Annotated in this window: 16 protein-coding genes; 6 read left to right on the forward strand and 10 right to left on the reverse strand. The window is 44.3% G+C overall.

Going from position 1 to position 18,123, the window contains the following annotated elements:
* Nucleotides 1-39 precede the first annotated feature (39 nt).
* The 7 genes from ABJF92_RS14050 to ABJF92_RS14080 all read right to left on the reverse strand — a co-directional run bounded on the left by ABJF92_RS14050 (nucleotide 40) and on the right by ABJF92_RS14080 (nucleotide 7,543).
* Complete coding sequence (locus ABJF92_RS14050; RefSeq protein WP_446816414.1) at nucleotides 40-1,041, reverse strand: ABC transporter substrate-binding protein; 1,002 nt, start codon at nucleotides 1,039-1,041, stop codon at nucleotides 40-42.
* Between the two features lie 78 nt (nucleotides 1,042-1,119).
* Nucleotides 1,120-2,472, reverse strand: a complete 1,353-nt coding sequence (locus ABJF92_RS14055; RefSeq protein ID WP_446816415.1) for an ABC transporter permease — start codon at nucleotides 2,470-2,472, stop codon at nucleotides 1,120-1,122.
* Nucleotides 2,465-3,532, reverse strand: coding sequence for a quaternary amine ABC transporter ATP-binding protein (locus ABJF92_RS14060; RefSeq protein WP_446816416.1), 1,068 nt, complete (start codon nucleotides 3,530-3,532; stop codon nucleotides 2,465-2,467). The genes ABJF92_RS14055 and ABJF92_RS14060 overlap by 8 nt, the downstream gene beginning before the upstream one ends.
* Before the next feature lie 80 nt (nucleotides 3,533-3,612).
* Nucleotides 3,613-4,581, reverse strand: a complete 969-nt coding sequence (locus ABJF92_RS14065) for a 3-hydroxyacyl-CoA dehydrogenase NAD-binding domain-containing protein (RefSeq protein WP_446816417.1) — start codon at nucleotides 4,579-4,581, stop codon at nucleotides 3,613-3,615.
* Nucleotides 4,582-4,594: 13 nt separating this feature from the next.
* On the reverse strand, nucleotides 4,595-5,485 hold the full coding sequence (locus ABJF92_RS14070) for a 3-keto-5-aminohexanoate cleavage protein (RefSeq protein ID WP_446816418.1): 891 nt from the start codon (nucleotides 5,483-5,485) through the stop codon (nucleotides 4,595-4,597).
* Between the two features lie 314 nt (nucleotides 5,486-5,799).
* Nucleotides 5,800-6,456 carry an NAD(P)H-dependent oxidoreductase gene (locus ABJF92_RS14075; RefSeq protein WP_446816419.1) on the reverse strand — a complete coding sequence of 219 codons (657 nt, stop codon included), beginning with the start codon at nucleotides 6,454-6,456 and terminating at the stop codon, nucleotides 5,800-5,802.
* 127 nt (nucleotides 6,457-6,583) lie between these two features.
* Nucleotides 6,584-7,543, reverse strand: a complete 960-nt coding sequence (locus tag ABJF92_RS14080; RefSeq protein WP_446816420.1) for a GlxA family transcriptional regulator — start codon at nucleotides 7,541-7,543, stop codon at nucleotides 6,584-6,586.
* Between the two features lie 171 nt (nucleotides 7,544-7,714).
* Here ABJF92_RS14080 and ABJF92_RS14085 point away from each other — a divergent pair, with 171 nt between their 5' ends.
* Entirely contained in the window at nucleotides 7,715-8,230 is a 516-nt protein-coding gene (locus ABJF92_RS14085) for a thioesterase family protein (protein ID WP_446816421.1), read from the forward strand.
* Between the two features lie 26 nt (nucleotides 8,231-8,256).
* Here ABJF92_RS14085 and dtd read toward each other — a convergent pair whose 3' ends face one another.
* The 3 genes from dtd to thiI form a co-directional block, all read right to left on the reverse strand.
* Complete coding sequence (gene dtd / locus ABJF92_RS14090; RefSeq protein ID WP_446816422.1) at nucleotides 8,257-8,691, reverse strand: D-aminoacyl-tRNA deacylase; 435 nt, start codon at nucleotides 8,689-8,691, stop codon at nucleotides 8,257-8,259.
* A 167-nt stretch (nucleotides 8,692-8,858) separates the two neighbouring features.
* Nucleotides 8,859-10,679 (reverse strand): translational GTPase TypA, encoded by a 1,821-nt coding sequence (gene typA, locus ABJF92_RS14095; RefSeq protein WP_446816423.1) that lies wholly within the window; start codon nucleotides 10,677-10,679, stop codon nucleotides 8,859-8,861.
* 246 nt (nucleotides 10,680-10,925) lie between these two features.
* Nucleotides 10,926-12,377 carry a tRNA uracil 4-sulfurtransferase ThiI gene (thiI, locus tag ABJF92_RS14100; protein ID WP_446816424.1) on the reverse strand — a complete coding sequence of 484 codons (1,452 nt, stop codon included), beginning with the start codon at nucleotides 12,375-12,377 and terminating at the stop codon, nucleotides 10,926-10,928.
* A 331-nt stretch (nucleotides 12,378-12,708) separates the two neighbouring features.
* On the opposite strand from thiI, the gene glnA reads away from it, so the two are divergent.
* The 5 genes from glnA (at nucleotide 12,709) to ABJF92_RS14125 (ending at nucleotide 18,053) form a co-directional block, all read left to right on the forward strand.
* Entirely contained in the window at nucleotides 12,709-14,115 is a 1,407-nt protein-coding gene (glnA, locus tag ABJF92_RS14105; protein WP_446816425.1) for a glutamate--ammonia ligase, read from the forward strand.
* A 206-nt stretch (nucleotides 14,116-14,321) separates the two neighbouring features.
* Complete coding sequence (glnL, locus tag ABJF92_RS14110; RefSeq protein WP_446816426.1) at nucleotides 14,322-15,407, forward strand: nitrogen regulation protein NR(II); 1,086 nt, start codon at nucleotides 14,322-14,324, stop codon at nucleotides 15,405-15,407.
* The gene (ntrC, locus tag ABJF92_RS14115) at nucleotides 15,404-16,837 is read left to right on the forward strand and encodes a nitrogen regulation protein NR(I) (protein ID WP_446816427.1); all 1,434 of its coding nucleotides are present in this window, start codon (nucleotides 15,404-15,406) and stop codon (nucleotides 16,835-16,837) included. Before glnL ends, ntrC begins: the two co-directional genes overlap by 4 nt.
* A 169-nt stretch (nucleotides 16,838-17,006) precedes the next feature.
* Nucleotides 17,007-17,387, forward strand: a complete 381-nt coding sequence (locus ABJF92_RS14120) for a DUF3461 family protein (RefSeq protein ID WP_446816428.1) — start codon at nucleotides 17,007-17,009, stop codon at nucleotides 17,385-17,387.
* Nucleotides 17,388-17,495: 108 nt separating this feature from the next.
* The gene (locus ABJF92_RS14125; RefSeq protein ID WP_446816429.1) at nucleotides 17,496-18,053 is read left to right on the forward strand and encodes an L-threonylcarbamoyladenylate synthase; all 558 of its coding nucleotides are present in this window, start codon (nucleotides 17,496-17,498) and stop codon (nucleotides 18,051-18,053) included.
* Nucleotides 18,054-18,123: the final 70 nt, after the last annotated feature.

The raw sequence follows: 18,123 nt of genomic DNA on the forward strand, positions 1-18,123 counted from the left end.
TGACACTCTCATGTTTTAAAAGGCGTGTTAGATGAGTGTTTATTGCAACCAACTGTTTACAATATCTTGATGACCTTCAACCCAATCTTCTGCAACATCGATTGCGTCGTCACCTTCAGACATACTGAAAACCCACTCGCTTACATAGCTTGAATCCAACACAACATTACTCAAGAAAGTCGCTACTTCAGGCGCACGCTCTTCCAATGAAGCAGAGTAACCAATATAAATTGGAGTAATTGGATAAGCACAAGAAATCTCACTGTCTTCTAACCAATTATCTGTGTCTTCATAGCTATAACAACCAGCTTCTGGGTTGTAATTTTTGTCATCTTTTTTACGCTCGTTTGTGTAGCCTGTAAACTCAGGCTCTTCCAGTTTTCTTAAATCGTAAGCGTAATGAATCCATTCTGGTGTCCAGTAATAAAACAGCAAGCCTTCTTTCTTACGGAACGCGGTTTTCAACTGCGCCTTCATGATGGCATCCGTCACAACAACCGGTTCGAAATACTCTGCAAAGCCGTAGCTCTTCGCTTTAATCTGGTTGGTTTTTACCAATTCCCAACCAGAAGCCCCTGGCCAGTATTCACCTAAACCATCGCCGTCTGAGTCAAATAATGCTGCAATTTCTGGTTTCGCTAAGTCGTAAACCGTCTTCACACCGTATTCGTCTTGGATATACCCGGGAATGAAAAATCCATCACTGCCCAAATACGGCACCTTGTTGGATTTTACACTGCCTTTTTCTAATACATATTTCTTCCAAGCTTGGTCTTGCAAGGTCGTCCAAATATCAGGAAATACGTCCACACTGCCTTTCCCTGAGTCCATAGCTGCCCAGATAGCGGCTTGGTCTGCAGCAATAAACTCAACATCTACGTTGAATTCTTCTTCCATCACCACTTTTAAAACGTTTTGAATGGCTTTCGCGCCGTCCCAGTTCAGCTCACCAATAACGATGGTTTCTTTCGCCATGACGCCTTGAGAAGCGCCTAAACCTATTACCGTGCTCAAACTCAACATACTTAACAATCTGTTCATCTTTCATTCCTCTTTCTTATAATAAATCGATAAAGCGCAGAACAATGGCGTACTGCATCATCCTGTGCTTCTTGAAAATTAATGCTTAGCGCTTTCCACTCGGCCACGAATGATGCGATCCAAAATCATGGCGCATAACACAATGGCTAATCCGGCCAATAAGCCTTTACCCGCGTCCAAATGCTGCAAAGAAGACAAGACGTCGTAACCCAAGCCACCCGCACCGATCAAGGCAGCAACCACCACCATAGACAAACTCATCATGATGCTTTGGTTGATCCCAGCCATAATCGAAGGCATGGCCAACGGCAACTGTGCTTTGAAAAGAATTTGTCTTGGGCTTGCTCCGAAAGCCAGCATAGCTTCGATAACAGAGGGACTAACTTGTTGAATACCCAACGCGGTTAAACGAATCATCGGCGGCATAGCAAATACCACCGTCGCAAGCACTGCAGGAGGCTTACCTACCGAGAAAAAAGCAATCGCCGGAATTAGATAAACGAAGCTAGGCATGGTCTGCATGATGTCCAAAATAGGGTTCAAAATAGTGCTAAAACGTGGCTTTTTCGCAGCGAGGATTCCTAAAGGCGCACCAATCAACAAACAGATAAAAACAGAAGAACCAACCAACGCCATAGTGCTCATGGCTTTGTCCCAGAATCCGAAGAAACCAAGGTACGACAAAGAGATCGCCGTGAAAGCAACGATTCTCCAGCCTGCCATTTTCCAAGACAACAAAAGAAGAATCAGCGCCATAACTGGCCAAGGTGTTCCAATAAACAACAGCTCAAGGAAGTCCAACATGCCTCGGATTGCCCAAGTAATGGAGTCGAACATATCTTCAAATGTAATGGTTAACCATTCGACGCTATTGTCGATCACTTTGGCAGTAGAAGAGGCTATTTTTCGGCTGGTTGGGAAGGTTTCTAAATATTCTGCGATGCGGGAAACACTGAATTGGTAAACAGTAAGAGGATAAATCGCTACCATTAAGATAGCGCCTCTTGCCACCCTTTCTCCTGAAGTTCCATTCAAAATATCCGGCGTAATGCGCCATCGACTGTAGAACTTATAATACATATTGTTGGCAACGAAGCCGCCACATAATCGTCCGATTAAAAGAACAGCAACACCAAGCGCCGCACTGGCATCTGGATATTCTTCCACTCCCCAGAAGCTTCTCGCGATGGATATACAACCCACAATGTCGATAACTAAAAAAGCCCAGAACAAAAACCAAACATTTTTTCCGGCAGCCCACAAAGGCCCTAGAATCGCGGCGGCAGTGTTAAACTGGTATTTTTTACCTTGTATAATCTGGTTAAAGGCTTGTACGTAGTATTCCGTTGAACCGCTTAGAAAGGTTTTTAAACTTTCAATTTCGTTTTTACTTAAAGACAACTTGGTCTTTTCACTGGCTGAATTACTCATTTATATCCCTCCCCTGTATTCCGCGTAATAACTGGCGTTTCGTAATAATGCCGACATTCTCACCTTGCTTCGTCACTATGATTGGATGCTCATGATCGATCGCCAAATTAATCAGCTCATCGATATCTGCATCGTGTGGTGCGACAGGACACAAGCTAAGATCGAGGGAGTTTTCAGCTTGGAATGCTTGAATGGAGTTCATAATGGATTGAGCAGAGACCAGTTTCAAACGAGAGATGTCTTTTACGAATTCCGCCACATAATCGTTCGCAGGCGCGGTAATAATCTCTTCTGGTGTACCAATTTGTACCACTTCACCGTCTTTCATAATGGCAATACGATTACCAATGCGAATGGCTTCATCCAAATCATGGGTGATGAAAATGGTGGTTTTCTGCATTTCACGTGACAGCTCTAAGAACTGATCTTGCAGCTGTCGACGAATAAGCGGATCTAAGGCACTAAAAGGTTCGTCCATGAGCAATATCGCAGGATCAGCGGCCATTGCACGAGCCAACCCAACACGCTGCTGCATCCCACCTGACAGCTCCGCTGGTAGACGGTTTTCCCATCCATCCAACTGCACTAAAGAAAGTTTTTCCTGGGCAATGTCTAATCGACGAAATTCATCGACATGGCGTAGCTCAAGACCAAGAGCGACGTTTTCTCGTACCGTACGATGAGGTAACAGCGCCGTGTGCTGGAACACCATCCCAATTTTTTCGCCGCGCAACTTGCGTAAGTCTCGATCGTTCAGGCTGTTTATGTCTTGGCCTTCAATTAAAATGTCACCGGCAGTCGGCTCGATAAGACGGTTAATATGACGCACAAGTGTCGACTTGCCACTGCCTGACAAACCCATAATGCAGAATATCTCCCCTTCCATTGCTTCAAAACTGGCGTCGGCAACCCCCACAACGCACCCAAACTCTTCACGTACCTGATCTTTACTCAAGCCTCGTGCCTTAATCGCCTGTAAAGCCTCGACCGCTCGATCTCCAAATATTTTCCAGACATTCCGGCACTCAATTGCAGGTCTTACTGTCTTTTTTTCTAACATCTAATTGAACCCACCTGTTGTTAATTTCTGATAATAGAAAACTCAAAACTTACCCTCCTTGGCTCGCTCATAGACGATTTTTAGCGCTGAATTCCTTTTTCTTCTCGATATTCTTTTAAGGTTTGCATAATGCGGATCAAGCAATCATCTCGCTCTTGGATCAAATCATTAATCGACGCGCCATTGGCTTGGTTCAAGCAACCTTGGATCATGTCATCCTTCAAACCTTGCGTTAGCTCTGGCGCTTTCATTCGCGTCCAAGGGGCATCGAGAGAGTCTTCGAAATGTTCAAGTAAATATTCCATGCCGCCTTGACCACCGCCTAAGTGATACGTCAGACAATGTCCCATGATTGCCCAGCGTAAGCCCGGACCGTGGATAATGGCCTTATCAATGTCCTCTACCGTACACTCTTTATTGGTCACCATATGAAGCGCTTCACGCCAAATGGCTTCTTGCAGGCGATTACCAATAAAGCCCGGCAGCTCTTGCTCCATTTTCGCCACTTGTTTCTCTATTGACTCATAAAAAGCAGCCGTCCAATCCACCACATCTTGACTGGTTCTCTCTCCTCCGCACACCTCACAAAAAGGTATCAAATATGGTGGATTAAAAGGATGACCAACCACAAAACGTTCAGGCTGTTGATCTAGCTCGGCAGCCATGTCAGTCATAGCAAAGCCTGATGTGCTGGATATAATCACCATTTCAGGTGGCGAAATCCGATCTAGCTCAGCAAATAAGGTGCGCTTTGCATCCAATCGCTCTGGGGTATTTTCTTGTATTACCTCTACGCTCGACACAAGATCTGTTACAGAATCGGTAAAGCGCAATCTTTCTTTGCTGGCACCATCTCGCAATCCCAACGTTTCCATGGTTGGCCAAATACGCTCCACCATGTCTAACAGCTTTTCTTTCGCATTCGGACCCGGATCGTAAGCAACAACGTCCATCCCCATTCGTAGGAAATGCAAAGCCCATGCTCCACCGATGACACCTGTACCAATAACCCCAACACGTTTCACTTTACTTGGATGCGGACGAGCCATAATCTTTCTCCTACTATTGAGTACCACGTAAGCCTAATTTCTCACGCGCTTGAGCAGGCGAAAGAACGTTCGATCCCATGTTTTCAATAATATTCACGGCTCGCTCAACCAATTGACCATTGGTTGCTAACACGCCTTTACCAAGATAAAGGTTGTCTTCTAAGCCCACACGAACATGACCGCCTAGTAGAGCGGATTGCGCGACCCAAGGCAGTTGATTTCGGCCTAATGCAAAAGCCGCCCAGTTTGTGTTTGCTGGAAGCATATCGACCATGGCTTTTAATAAAGCCGCGTTAGCAGGTGTTCCCCAAGGAATGCCCTGACATAACTGGAACATGGCGTTATCTGCCAGTAGTCCTTCTTTCTGCATTTGCAGTGCAAACGCCAAATTACCCGTATCGAAAATTTCCAACTCCACTGTGACGCCAAGCTCTTTAATGTGCGCTGCACCCAGTCGCAACATATCTGGTGTGGAGATATACACGAGATTACCGTCACCAAAGTTCAACGAACCACAATCCAAAGTACAAATTTCAGGTTTCAATAAAGCAATGTGTTCAAGGCGGTCAATCGCGCCAATTAGGTCTGTGTCTTTACCAAATTGTGCTGGATTCTCTTCTGGCCCAACGTATAAATCACCGCCCATACCGCCCGTTAAATTGATCACAATGTCACAATCGGATGCGCGTAAAATTTCACACACTTCTGCATACAAACTGACTTGTCGTGATGCCTGCGTGGTTTCGATATCGCGGACATGAATGTGCGCAATAGCAGCGCCTGCATTCCATGCTTCAATGACTGAATCCGCGATTTGTTGAGGCGTAACAGGGACGTTTGGATTACGTGCAGCGGTATCTGCAGCACCATTGACAGCACAAGTGATAATGACATCTTGATTCATTATGAAGACTCTTTTTTAAATAAATAATGACTAGAACAATTCAAAGTAAAATGAACTCTAGGTCTAAGCCTCTATAAAATTACACGTCTAAATAGTTTTATTTTGTCAAAATCCGATCATTATTAGCCTAAATGAGACAAAAACATAAAGCTGTCGTGATTAGTCATTTAACCCTATGCGACAACGCTTAAGAATTTTAAGAAAATGCAGATATCGGAAAGTAACAAACAGAGGTAACAAAAAAGAAGAAAAGAAAAAGAAAGGAAGAATAAATCGAGCCTAAGACTTGTTCTTCCTTTCGATGTAAATTCGCTTTAAAGCACTTTAATCACTTGCTCTTTAGGGAAGCGAGATTTAGGTAAAGGTGCATTGAAATCCAGCTCTTTGTGATGATACCCCATGGCCAACGCCACGTCACATTCATACCCTTCTAACTCATCAGAAAAAATTTCTCGGACCAGTTCACTGTCAATTCCTTCCAGTGGCGTAGAATCAATTTTTAAGCGAGCTAAGGTGTGCATGACATTACCTAAAGCAATATAGGTTTGGGCTTTGGTCCATTCGGCGTTATTGCCATTTTCATCAGAATTCATTTCTGCAAAAGCAAAAGAGCCGAAGGCTTTTTCTCGATCGGCATCCGTGATACGACCAATTTCCACATGTACATCCAGCATTTTCGAGAAATCTTCTCGGTCGTAATGGGTTTTATGGGCAAACAAGATAATATGGGAAGCGGCTTTGGCGTGTTTTTTATTAAACTCAAATTTATTGGCAAAAGTGTCCTCAAAGCGCTGTTTCGCTTCGTCACTTTCAATCACAATGAATTTCCAAGGTTGGGAATTAATCGACGAAGGTGAAAGGCGTAATGCTTCATAAATTACATCAAGATCTTCCTGAGAAACCGTTTTAGAGTCGTCATAATGTTTTACCGTATGGCGACGTTCTAAATCAGCAATGATAGGGTGTGACATCCAAAATCTCCGTAAAAATACAAATACAATGACTAATAAAGCTCACAAGGAGCGCATGTTTAATGCGCCACAATCTAGCCTTCCTCGATGCAAAAGTAAAAAGCATTCCTTAGTTTACTAAAATATTTCACCTTTCTTGGCTCGGTTTTTTTCCGTATTGCTGTTGATAACAACGAGTAAAATGGGACAACGACACAAAACCACACGCCACTGAAATCGTAGTGACTGTCTCTTTCGTTTGCTGCAACATATTGCGTGCTTTCTCCAACCTTAACTGTCGATAAAAGGATTTAGGTCCTTGTTTTAAATTGCGTTTAAACAAACGCTCCAATTCCCTTCTTGAAATACCAATGTGTTCGGCTAATTCCGACACCAATAATGGTTCTTCTATGTTTCGTTCCATCAATTGAACGGCTTCAATCAAATTCTTGTTGCGGCTGTCTAATCGTATTTGCAAGGAACGGCGTTGTGGCCCGGTATGATCTCGATCATGGGTATAAATCATTTCATCCGCCACTTGGCTGATGATGTTTTTATCGTAATGGGTGTCGATCAGATGCAGCATCATATCCAAACCCGACAAACCACCAGGACAAGAGAAAAAGGTTCGATCTATCACCAGCAATTCTTGAACAAAATGCACATGGGGAAAAAGCGCTTGTGTCGTTTCGTGGTTCTGCCAATGAACGGTTGCTCTGTAACCATCAAGGACACCCGCCGCCGCCGCAATATACGCCCCCATATCTTGACAACCAATGAAGGCGCCCAACGAACTCTGCTGGCGGATGAAACCTAGCACAGCCGGCGTAGATACTGTTGTTGGATCAGCACAGCCCGCACAGATAATCAGCGTTTCACAATTTTCACTCTCTTGAACACTGACACCAGTCATAATATCAATGCCATCACTGCTTTTGACTAAACCGCCAAATTCCGACACCAGCTCCCATTCATATAAACTCAGACCACTCACTTCATTCGCATGTCGTAATGCGCCCAACATAGAACTCAAGCCAAATAATGACGTTCCAGCTGTTAGTAAAAAATGTATTTTCCGAGTAGGAATTGGTCGTGGAGAAATAGCCATTGCACCCTCATGTCATCAATAAGAATCGATATAATCGTCGTAAAAATACAATATATATACGACTTTGAGCAATCAAATATCTTATTTAGCTCTAATATAGAGTTCAACAATAACCTTGTATATGAAACAAACATCATTCATTAACATAAATTAATAGATCAAAGGTGAAATATGTCCTCTATTCCTGAAAACACAGCACAGCAAGCAGATCAGCTTATGACCGTGTTTGAAAGCCCGGTTTTAACGGAATGGATTGATTACAATGGACACATGAATGATGCTTGCTATGTGGTGGCTTTTAGTCAATCTGTAGAGGGCTTTATGGCTAAGATTGACCTCCATGAAGCCTTTCGTGAAGCAAACGGTGTATCGATATATACACTGCAAAGCATGGTCACTTATTTACAGGAAGTGTCAGAGGGTGAGACGCTGATCGTCAAAGCACAGCTGTTAGAAAGCGACAGTAAAAAACTACGTCTCTTTTTAACCATGTTTCATGCAGTAAGCGGTGACACATTAGCGACGATGGAAACATTATTACTTCATATGGACATGAAGAACCATAAACCAGCACCTTTTTTAGCGCACACACTGTCGTTAGTGGAAGCTATTCAGGCCGTACACGATAAGTTAGACATTCCAGATAGTGCAGGCCAACCAATTCGTCTCAGACGACCTAAGAAGTAACCGTTTTAACAGTAATAACGGTACGGTTAATCCAGCATAAAGGTAACAGGGCCGTCATTGGTAAAAGCGACCTTCATGTCAGCACCAAACTGACCTGTTTCAACCTTGTTGTACTGTGCGCGTACTTTACTCACGAAGTCATTAAATAAGCGCTCACCTTCTGCTGGAATCGCTGCGGTAGAGAAACCAGGGCGAAGGCCTTTTTTTGTTTCAGCCGCCAAGGTGAATTGCGACACTAAAAGCACACCACCTCCTACTTGCTGAACGTTTAGATTCATTTTCCCTTCATCGTCTGAGAACATACGATATTTCAATAACTTATCCGCTAAACGCTGCGTGTCAGCTTCTGTGTCGCCTTTTTCGATACCCACTAAGACAAGCTGACCGTGATCGATGGCACCGATTGTTTTGCCTCCAACGACGACACTGGCATTTAATGCACGCTGTACGAGAACCTTCATGACTTTTCCTTCTTTGTAACATGACGATGTTTGTCTAAACTTTATCAAACGCCAGAAAAAACAAAGGCGCCCGAAGGCGCCTCTGTCGCTCCTGAACCTATTTGCATAGGCTCATTTGCTGCTGCTCTGTTAAAACACTTTTATAAGAGTGTTTTATTGAACGACTCTTACTTACGACCGTTACGTTTACGCTCGTTTTCAGTTAGGAATTTCTTACGAATACGGATGCTTTCTGGTGTTACTTCTACCAACTCGTCGTCTTCGATGAATTCAAGTGCTTGTTCAAGCGTTTGCTTGATTGGTGGCGTCAAAGTCAACGCTTCGTCCGTACCAGAAGCACGTACGTTAGTCAGCTGCTTACCTTTAACAGGGTTGATCGCCAAGTCGTTGTCGCGTGAGTGAATACCAATGATTTGGCCTTCGTATACTTCCGCACCATGACCTAGGAACATACGTCCACGGCTTTGTAGGTTAAACAAAGCGTAAGCCGCTGTTTTACCAGTAAGCATACTGACCAATACACCGTTTTTACGGCTTTGTACTTCACCATCTTTTACTGGACCGTAATGGTCGAATACACTTGTTAAGATACCAGAACCAGACGTCAAGGTTAGGAACAAGCCACGGAAACCGATCAAACCACGAGAAGGCATCATGAATTCAAGACGCGTACGGCCTTTACCATCTGGCTCCATGTTCGTTAGTTCACCTTTACGTAAACCAATTTCTTCCATGATAGAACCTTGATGCTGATCTTCGACATCAATTACAACCACTTCAAATGGTTCAGATTTCACGCCATCAATTTCTTTCACAACAACTTCTGGACGAGATACACCCATTTCGAAGCCTTCGCGACGCATGGTTTCAATCAATACAGAAAGGTGAAGCTCACCACGACCAGATACGATGAATTTATCTGGTGTATCGCCTTCTTCAACGCGCAATGCAACGTTGTGGATAAGCTCTTGGTCTAGACGGTCTTTGATGTTACGAGTCGTAACGAACTTACCTTCTTTACCAGCGAATGGAGAGTTGTTAACAATGAAGTTCATGCTTACTGTTGGCTCATCAACGCTTAGCGCTGGCAATGCTTCAACGCACGTTGGATCACACAAAGTATCAGAGATACTTAACTTGTCGATACCATTGATACATACGATGTCACCAGCCGTTGCAAGTTCTGTATCAATACGGTCTAGACCTAGATAGCCTTTCACGTTAAGTACTTTACCCTTACGCTCAGAACCATCAGCTGATTTAACAACCACTTGTTGGTTAGGAGACAAACTACCACGAGTGATACGGCCTACACCGATAACACCAACGTAGCTATCGTAGTCCAATGCAGAAACCTGCATTTGGAACGTACCTTCAGGGTCAACATCTGGCGCAGGCACACTATCAACAATCATTTGATAAAGTGGTGTCATGTCTTCGGCCATGTTTTCTGGGTCGTCGCCCGCAATACCATTGATGGCAGAAGCGTAGATAACAGGGAAATCTAATTGATCTTCCGTCGCACCAAGGCTATCGAACAAGTCAAATACTTGATCCATAACCCAATCAGGACGAGCACCTGGACGGTCAATTTTGTTGATAACAACAATCGGACGCAAGCCTTGCTCAAATGCTTTAGACGTTACGAAACGTGTTTGTGGCATTGGACCGTCTACGGCATCAACCAATAGACATACGCAGTCAACCATAGAAAGTACACGCTCTACTTCACCACCGAAGTCGGCGTGTCCAGGTGTGTCTACGATATTGATACGGTAATCATTCCATTTAATGGCTGTGTTTTTTGCCAAAATGGTAATACCACGTTCTTTTTCTTGATCGTTAGAGTCCATGATGCGCTCTGCACCTTCATCTTTACGATCCAACGTGCCAGACTGGCTTAACAACTTATCGACTAGGGTAGTTTTACCATGGTCAACGTGCGCAATAATGGCTATATTGCGTAACTTACTAATATCATTAGACATTTATCATTCTCTGCATTTGATTTGAGCAAAAAGATATACCGCCGCTTGCCTTGGGCGGTTATGCCTTCAAGCGCGTCAAAATCTTGCTGCGGGGTAAAATTCGCGCAATTGTACCCTTATATTGATGAATATCCCATTAAAGTGATCAAAAAATCACACAAATAATATTCAGCTCAGGGTATTTGCGACATTTTCAAAAAGGATAGCACGACAATAAGACAGTCCTGCTACCCATTAATTTTTTTACTAAGGGAGATAAATCCCCACATTCGTGTGCCCTTTACCCAATAAATAGGAGGCATGGATTCGGCTCATGACGCCTTTACCGCAATACAATAGGTGCGGCACGTTCGGGTCGAGGTTTTGCCAATTTGATGATAAGGCAAAAAATGGAATCACTTTTACTGGACGACCACTGACTTTAAGTGGACGATTAGCAGCTTCATCTGGATGACGAATATCGATAATGATCTCTTCGCCCACAGGCATGCGCACAACCGGCACTTCCCCTTGGTATTGCTTTTCCACATCGTCCATCACGTTCTGGATAGACATGACCTTTGCTTCCGCGACGGCTTTATCCAGCACCGCAAAGTCAAAGTTGGCTTCTTGCTTATCGACACGGTGCATTTTCGCGCGGGTCGTAGGTTTAACCGAAATCACCCCACAAAATTCTGGCATACTGGCCGCAAATGGCGCAGTACCAATTTTTACCGCCGTATCAATAATGTCTTGTTTGTTGGTGGTAATAAGAGGACGAATGACTAACTCTTCCGTCACTTGATCAATCACCTTTAGGTTGATCAAGGTTTGGCTTGAGACCTGGGCCACACTTTCACCGGTGACCAGCGCTTTCGCACCCACACCTTCCATCACTTGCGAAGCCGCACGCAACATCATGCGTTTTAAGATAACCCCCATCTCTGCGTTATCGACTTTCGTGAGTATTTCTCCCACAACTTCTTCAAACGGCACCGTAATGAACTTTACATTAATTTGGGAACCAAATTTTTCCCAAATATAGCTAGAGACTTGCTTCACACCAATTTCGTGGGCATCGCCACCAAGGTTGAAGAAGCAAAAATGGGTTTTCAGTCCGCGACTCATGGTTAAGTAGGAACTCACGGTAGAATCGTAACCACCAGACATCAGAGACAATACTGAGTCTTGAGAGCCAATCGGGTAACCACCCAAACCTTCTATGCGTTGCTCAATCATCCATACGCGATCATCACGAATATCAATCGGTACTAATACTTCAGGATCTTTTAAGCGTACGGCAAGTGCTTCACAGCGAGCCTTCAAGCAACCGCCAACATAACGCTCGGCTTCCACTGAACTAAAGTCATGTTGGCCGACGCGCTTCACTCGTACCGCAAACACGGCGCCCTTAATTTGCTCACCGTAAGATACGATGGCCTGATCAACAATATCGTCTAGACTGACAAAGGGAAATTCACGCACATATTGAAAATGGGCAATACCTGCAATATTCGAAATGGCCTCAATAAACTCATCACGCAATTCGTCTCGCTCTGAATGCACTTCAATGAAGTCCCAGTTCCCGGTGACCTTTACATCGTCATCATACTTTCGCAAAACCAAGCGAATATTATGACGTAGCTGTTTCACGAAAGCTTTACGTACAGGGCGACTTTTAATAGTGATTTCAGAGAAGAATTTGACAATAAATTTCATAGCGGATTTGCGTGGCAACCAGTTGGGGATTAAGGAGGCGCAAGTATAAAGAAAAGTCCGCCTGGGCGAAAACAATAATTACCGCACCAAAAAAGCACATCGCTCGATATATCGCACCAAAAAGATTCATTTTATAGTGCGCTGGATTGAGTTATGCTCCTTAAAAAAGCAAAGCCTTTCGTGAAAAGCTTTTATCTTATTGTTATTTAAAAGAATATTTTATCGCACAGATTTCTGGCACAGGAAATGCTTTATAAAACCCAAATTGCGCTTCTTATTGAAGCACTCTATTTAACGAAAGTAATTTTACTTATTTCATTGGAGAACAATTATGTCAAACATGACCCTTGCCTTGATTGCTGAGCACGAAGCGAAGTGGGTAGACCTTCGTTTTACCGATTTTAAAGGTAAAGAACAGCATGTCACTATCCCAGCCGCTACTGTAGATGAAGAATTTTTTGAAACTGGTCAAATGTTTGACGGTTCTTCTATCGCTGGTTGGAAAGGCATTAACGAATCTGACATGATCATGATGCCTCAGCCTGAAACGGCTCTATTGGATCCTTTCACTGAAGAAGTGACCGTTATTGTTCGTTGTAACATCATCGAACCTGCAACTATGCAAGGCTACGACCGTGACCCACGCTCTGTTGCATTGCGTGCAGAAGAGTTCTTGAAGTCTACAGGCCTAGGTGACACAGCATTCTTCGGTCCAGAGCCAGAATTCTTCATTTTTGACGATGTTAAATGGAAATCAGACATGTCTGGTTGTTCTGTAGAGATCAACTCTGAAGAAGCAGCATGGTCTTCTAACAAGTCTATCGAAGGCGGTAACATGGGTCACCGTCCATTCGTTAAAGGCGGTTATTTCCCAGTACCACCAGTTGATTCTCACCATGACCTACGTGGCGCTATGTGTAACGCTATCGAAGCAATGGGCCAAGTGATCGAGGTTCATCACCACGAAGTTGCGACAGCTGGTCAGAACGAAATCGGTGTTAAATTCAACACACTAGTTAAGAAAGCCGACGAAGTTCAAGTAATGAAGTACTGTGTACACAACGTTGCTCACGCTTACGGCAAAACAGCGACTTTCATGCCTAAACCAATCGTTGGCGATAACGGTTCTGGTATGCACGTTCACCAATCTTTCTGGAAAGATGGCGTTAACCAATTTGCTGGTGACCAATACGCAGGCCTTTCTGAAACAGCGCTTTACTACATCGGTGGTATCATCAAGCACGCTAAAGCATTGAATGCGTTCACTAACGCTTCAACAAACTCTTACAAGCGTCTTGTTCCAGGCTTCGAAGCTCCAGTTATGTTGGCATACTCTGCTCGTAACCGTTCTGCTTCTATCCGTATTCCTTACGTTGCGAGCCCTAAAGGCAAGCGTATCGAAGCACGTTTCCCTGATCCAACCGCTAACCCATACCTAGCGTTCGCATCTATGTTGATGGCTGGCCTTGACGGTATCAAAAACAAGATCCACCCTGGCGATGCTGCAGACAAAGATTTGTACGATCTTCCAGCGGAAGAAGCGTTGGCTATCCCAACGGTTGCTGCTAGCTTAGAAGAAGCACTTCAGTGTCTAAGTGATGACCGTGCCTTCCTAACAGAAGGCGGTGTATTCACCGACGAAATGATCGATGCCTACATCGAGCTTAAATCTGGTGATGCACAACGCGTTTCTATGACAACTCACCCTGTAGAATTCGAACTTTACTACAGCGTATAAGTTTCCATACTGCTAGAAACTCAAAAAAGCCCCGATTCATATCGGGGCTTTTTTTTGCCCTATAATAAACACCTCTAGACAGCCGCACCAAAGTAGGGCAACTTTCCCTAACTCAATCCTGATCTACCTAGACAAATAGGTGCTTTCAAATTGCCCAATGTTGGTTCGTTTTTTGCAGTTAAATAGGATCACTAAAGAGGCTCATCGTGCATAGTTTATTAATCGACCATTTATCGACGGCTGTTATTCAGTTAAATCAGCAACTCGAAATTATATACCTTAACCCGGCTGCAGAGATTTTATTGGCGATTAGTCGTCGTCGTATATACGGGCAAAGTGTCAATAGCGCATTTAGCGATGATGACAGTAATCTTGATGCTCTGCGTAATGCCTTGGAAACTGGCTACCCTTTCACTAAGCGTGAAGCAGAAGTGGCCCGCATTAATGGTAAAAAACTGTTTTGTGATTACACTGTGACCCCTGTTTTAGGCAGCGCTAATCTAGCCGAAAGTTTACTGATTGAGTTCTACCCTAGAGATAGAATGAAGCGCATCTTTCAAGAAGGTGAGCTCATTGCTAACCATCAAAGCAGCAAAGAGTTGGTTCGTGGTCTTGCCCATGAAATCAAAAACCCGCTGGGCGGCATTCGCGGTGCTGCGCAATTAATTAGTCGTGCCTTCACCGACGAAGCGCTCAACGATTACACCCAAGTTATTATCGAAGAGTCCGACCGTCTGCGGGATCTAGTCGATCGATTATTAGGTCCCCGACAGTTACCGAAAAACAAGCCACTTAATATCCATAAGGTGATTGAACGAGTTCGCCAATTAATTTTGGTAGAATCTGATGGAAAAATTGAGGTTATCCGTGATTACGACCCAAGCATTCCAGACATTGTGGGTGACGAATCTCAACTCATCCAAGCCCTGCTTAATGTCACACGCAATGCCATGCAAGCCTTGCTAGAAGGCAATCCAAATGATTACAAAGAAATACGTATCGTTACCCGTGCATTACGTCAATTTACCATAGGTACCAGCCGTCATCGTCTGGTGTGCAAGATCAGTATTATCGACAACGGTCCAGGCATTCCACCTCACATATTAAAAACTTTATTTTACCCCATGGTTAGCGGACGTGCCGACGGCACAGGACTGGGATTGTCCATTTCTCAATCTGTTGTCCATCAACATGAAGGCATTATTGAATGCAACAGCAACGCTAAAACCACCGAATTCAACATCTTAATACCTATTGAGACGAAAGCTACCGCTCAGGAGACAACCCCATGACACCAGAAGACACTGTATGGATCGTAGATGACGATCGCTCTATCCGTTGGGTGCTAGAGAAAACCCTAGAACAAGAAGGTATTCAGTGTAAGCTATTCGATTCCGCTGAAAACCTCGTCAGCATGTTAGCCAAAGACCAACCTAGCGCTATCATTAGTGATATCCGCATGCCGGGCATGGATGGCTTAACACTACTAAATAAACTGCAAAAAGATCACCCTTACTTACCGGTGATTATCATGACAGCACACTCTGACCTAGAAAGTGCGGTGGCTTCTTATCAAGGTGGCGCATTTGAGTATTTGCCAAAGCCATTCGATGTAGAAGATGCCGTTAGTCTAGTGAAACGTGCGATGTTGCATCATCGTAACTCACGCCCAGATTCAGAAACCGCGGCCATCGAGATCGAAGTGGAAGCCGATAAAGAGATCATCGGTGAAGCCCCTGCCATGCAAGAAGTGTTTCGTGCCATCGGCCGCTTAGCCAACTCCAACATCACGGTACTTATTAACGGTGAATCCGGTACAGGTAAAGAATTGGTTGCGCAAGCATTGCACACTCACAGCCCTAGAGCCGCAAACCCTTTTATTGCTCTTAATATGGCCGCAATTCCACACGACCTGATTGAATCAGAACTGTTCGGTCACGAAAAAGGCGCGTTCACTGGCGCCAACACCCAGCGTCGTGGGCGTTTTGAACAAGCCAACGGTGGCACATTATTTTTAGATGAAATTGGTGATATGCCCGCGGAAACTCAAACACGATTATTACGTGTTTTAGCGGACGGTGAGTTTTACCGCGTGGGCGGCCACACCCCAGTCAAAGTAGATGTGCGTATTATTGCTGCGACCCACCAAAACCTTGAAGGTTTAGTGCAAAGTGGCTCATTCCGTGAGGATTTATTCCACCGCTTGAACGTTATCCGTATCCACTTACCAAAACTTGCTGAGCGCCGTGAAGACATTGCCAAGTTGGCGCGTCATTTCCTAAGTCGCGCGGCAGAAGAGTTAGCAGTTGAACCTAAAGTGTTAACTAAAGAAACGGAGGCCTACCTAACTCAGCTAGATTGGCCTGGTAACGTAAGACAGTTGGAAAACACCTGTCGCTGGTTAATTGTCATGGCATCTGGCCGTGAAGTACTGGTTGAGGATCTACCACCTGAACTATTGTCGACACCACCAAGTGAACAGCCATTTAATTCTTGGGAAGAAGCGTTGAAAAACTGGGTAGACAGTAGTTTGGCATCGGGTCAAAAAGGTATTTTGGAACAAGCTGTGCCTAAGTTTGAACGTATCATGATTGAGACTGCTCTTGCTCATACCGGCGGACGACGTCGCGATGCATCGTTATTACTTGGCTGGGGGCGCAACACGCTGACTCGAAAAATCAAAGAGTTAAACATCGATCACTCTGAGCAAGACGACGAGTAATACAGGGAAGATACGAACAAGCCTAAAGACCAATAAGCTGAAACCCTATACTCACGCATTTATTGTGAGATATATTCGCAGCTTGTTGGCCTTTTGGGCTTGCATTTAGCCAAACAATCCCCTACTAATAAATAGCTATCAATTCATCAACATAAAGTAGGGAATAATTATGTATCCAACGCTCGAATCCATGGGCATCACAAGTATCCAAGACATTGAAAAATTCACTTTGCGCTACGAAGGTGGTCACGATGTATTAAAAGTCTATTACCGTCGTGAAAAAGGCTCTCTCTTACCAAAAAGTAAAAAATTCAAATTCGGTCGTTCTACTAAAACCGTTTTAGCGGATGGCGGCCAACAGACTTACCGCCAAGTGCAAGAGCCTTCCTTGATCGTGCTACGTGCAACAGAAGAGCTTAGCAAAATTGTCGGTAAGCAAGCAGAAGACAAAGTCACCAAAGAAGATTTAATTACAGAGCTTGAGCACCTTGAAAAGGTCATGAACAGCAAGATCAAAGAAATTAAAGAGAAAATCAACGCAATTTCTTAAGCCGTGTTGTGATGGGTGCATTTTAGGAATCCCTTCCTGTTGGCCGAGATGTTTTCGGTCAATTTGCACCACACTTAGCCCACCTATCTATTACCCTGATATTTCTTTATGCAACTTATTCATTGTGAATTCGAACTCGCTAAACGCCTTAAGCAAGGGGCCGTCATTGCCTACCCAACAGAAGCCGTCTGGGGGCTTGGTTGCGACCCATTTAATGAGCAAGCGGTACGTCGGATACTGACGTTAAAATCTCGTCCAGAAGCCAAAGGACTGATCCTCATTGGCGGCCACGCAACCCATTTACAGCCATGGGTTGATACTTTAGAGTCCATCGCTGCAGCACGCCTGTTAAGCCAAACCGAACGCCCTACTTCATGGATTGTGCCGGATACAAAGATCACCCCAAGCTGGGTACGCGGCGATCATCAAAGTGTGGCGATAAGGCTCTCTCAACATCCAGCTGTGCAGAAAATTTGCCAAGCATTTAATGGTGTCCTTGTTTCGACTTCCGCCAACCCTGCGGGTTTAGAGCCAGCTTTGACCCAGCAACAACTGACAGAGTATTTCGGTGATCAAATTGACGCTATCTTTGATGCGCCATTGGGTAATGCCGATCAGCCATCACAAATACTCGACCTACTTGATGGCACACTATTCCGCCATTAACTCATCAAAAGCTGTGCAGAACCCTACAGGTTATTCACAGAATAAAAAAAACGCGATCCTGTGAATAAAC

This window comes from Marinomonas sp. (genome assembly GCF_039940335.1).
Classification (GTDB): Bacteria; Pseudomonadota; Gammaproteobacteria; order Pseudomonadales; family Marinomonadaceae; genus Marinomonas.

Coding starts and splice junctions, on each gene's coding strand:
- thiI (WP_446816424.1), bottom strand. CDS start 12,377: ATGAAATTTATTGTCAAATTCTTCTCTGAAATCACTATTAAAAGTCGC.
- typA (WP_446816423.1), bottom strand. CDS start 10,679: ATGTCTAATGATATTAGTAAGTTACGCAATATAGCCATTATTGCGCAC.
- ABJF92_RS14070 (WP_446816418.1), bottom strand. CDS start 5,485: ATGAATCAAGATGTCATTATCACTTGTGCTGTCAATGGTGCTGCAGAT.
- ABJF92_RS14075 (WP_446816419.1), bottom strand. CDS start 6,456: ATGTCACACCCTATCATTGCTGATTTAGAACGTCGCCATACGGTAAAA.
- ABJF92_RS14080 (WP_446816420.1), bottom strand. CDS start 7,543: ATGGCTATTTCTCCACGACCAATTCCTACTCGGAAAATACATTTTTTA.
- ABJF92_RS14055 (WP_446816415.1), bottom strand. CDS start 2,472: ATGAGTAATTCAGCCAGTGAAAAGACCAAGTTGTCTTTAAGTAAAAAC.
- ABJF92_RS14125 (WP_446816429.1), top strand. CDS start 17,496: ATGCAACTTATTCATTGTGAATTCGAACTCGCTAAACGCCTTAAGCAA.
- dtd (WP_446816422.1), bottom strand. CDS start 8,691: ATGAAGGTTCTCGTACAGCGTGCATTAAATGCCAGTGTCGTCGTTGGA.
- glnA (WP_446816425.1), top strand. CDS start 12,709: ATGTCAAACATGACCCTTGCCTTGATTGCTGAGCACGAAGCGAAGTGG.
- ntrC (WP_446816427.1), top strand. CDS start 15,404: ATGACACCAGAAGACACTGTATGGATCGTAGATGACGATCGCTCTATC.
- ABJF92_RS14085 (WP_446816421.1), top strand. CDS start 7,715: ATGTCCTCTATTCCTGAAAACACAGCACAGCAAGCAGATCAGCTTATG.
- ABJF92_RS14065 (WP_446816417.1), bottom strand. CDS start 4,581: ATGGCTCGTCCGCATCCAAGTAAAGTGAAACGTGTTGGGGTTATTGGT.
- ABJF92_RS14120 (WP_446816428.1), top strand. CDS start 17,007: ATGTATCCAACGCTCGAATCCATGGGCATCACAAGTATCCAAGACATT.
- ABJF92_RS14060 (WP_446816416.1), bottom strand. CDS start 3,532: ATGTTAGAAAAAAAGACAGTAAGACCTGCAATTGAGTGCCGGAATGTC.
- ABJF92_RS14050 (WP_446816414.1), bottom strand. CDS start 1,041: ATGAACAGATTGTTAAGTATGTTGAGTTTGAGCACGGTAATAGGTTTA.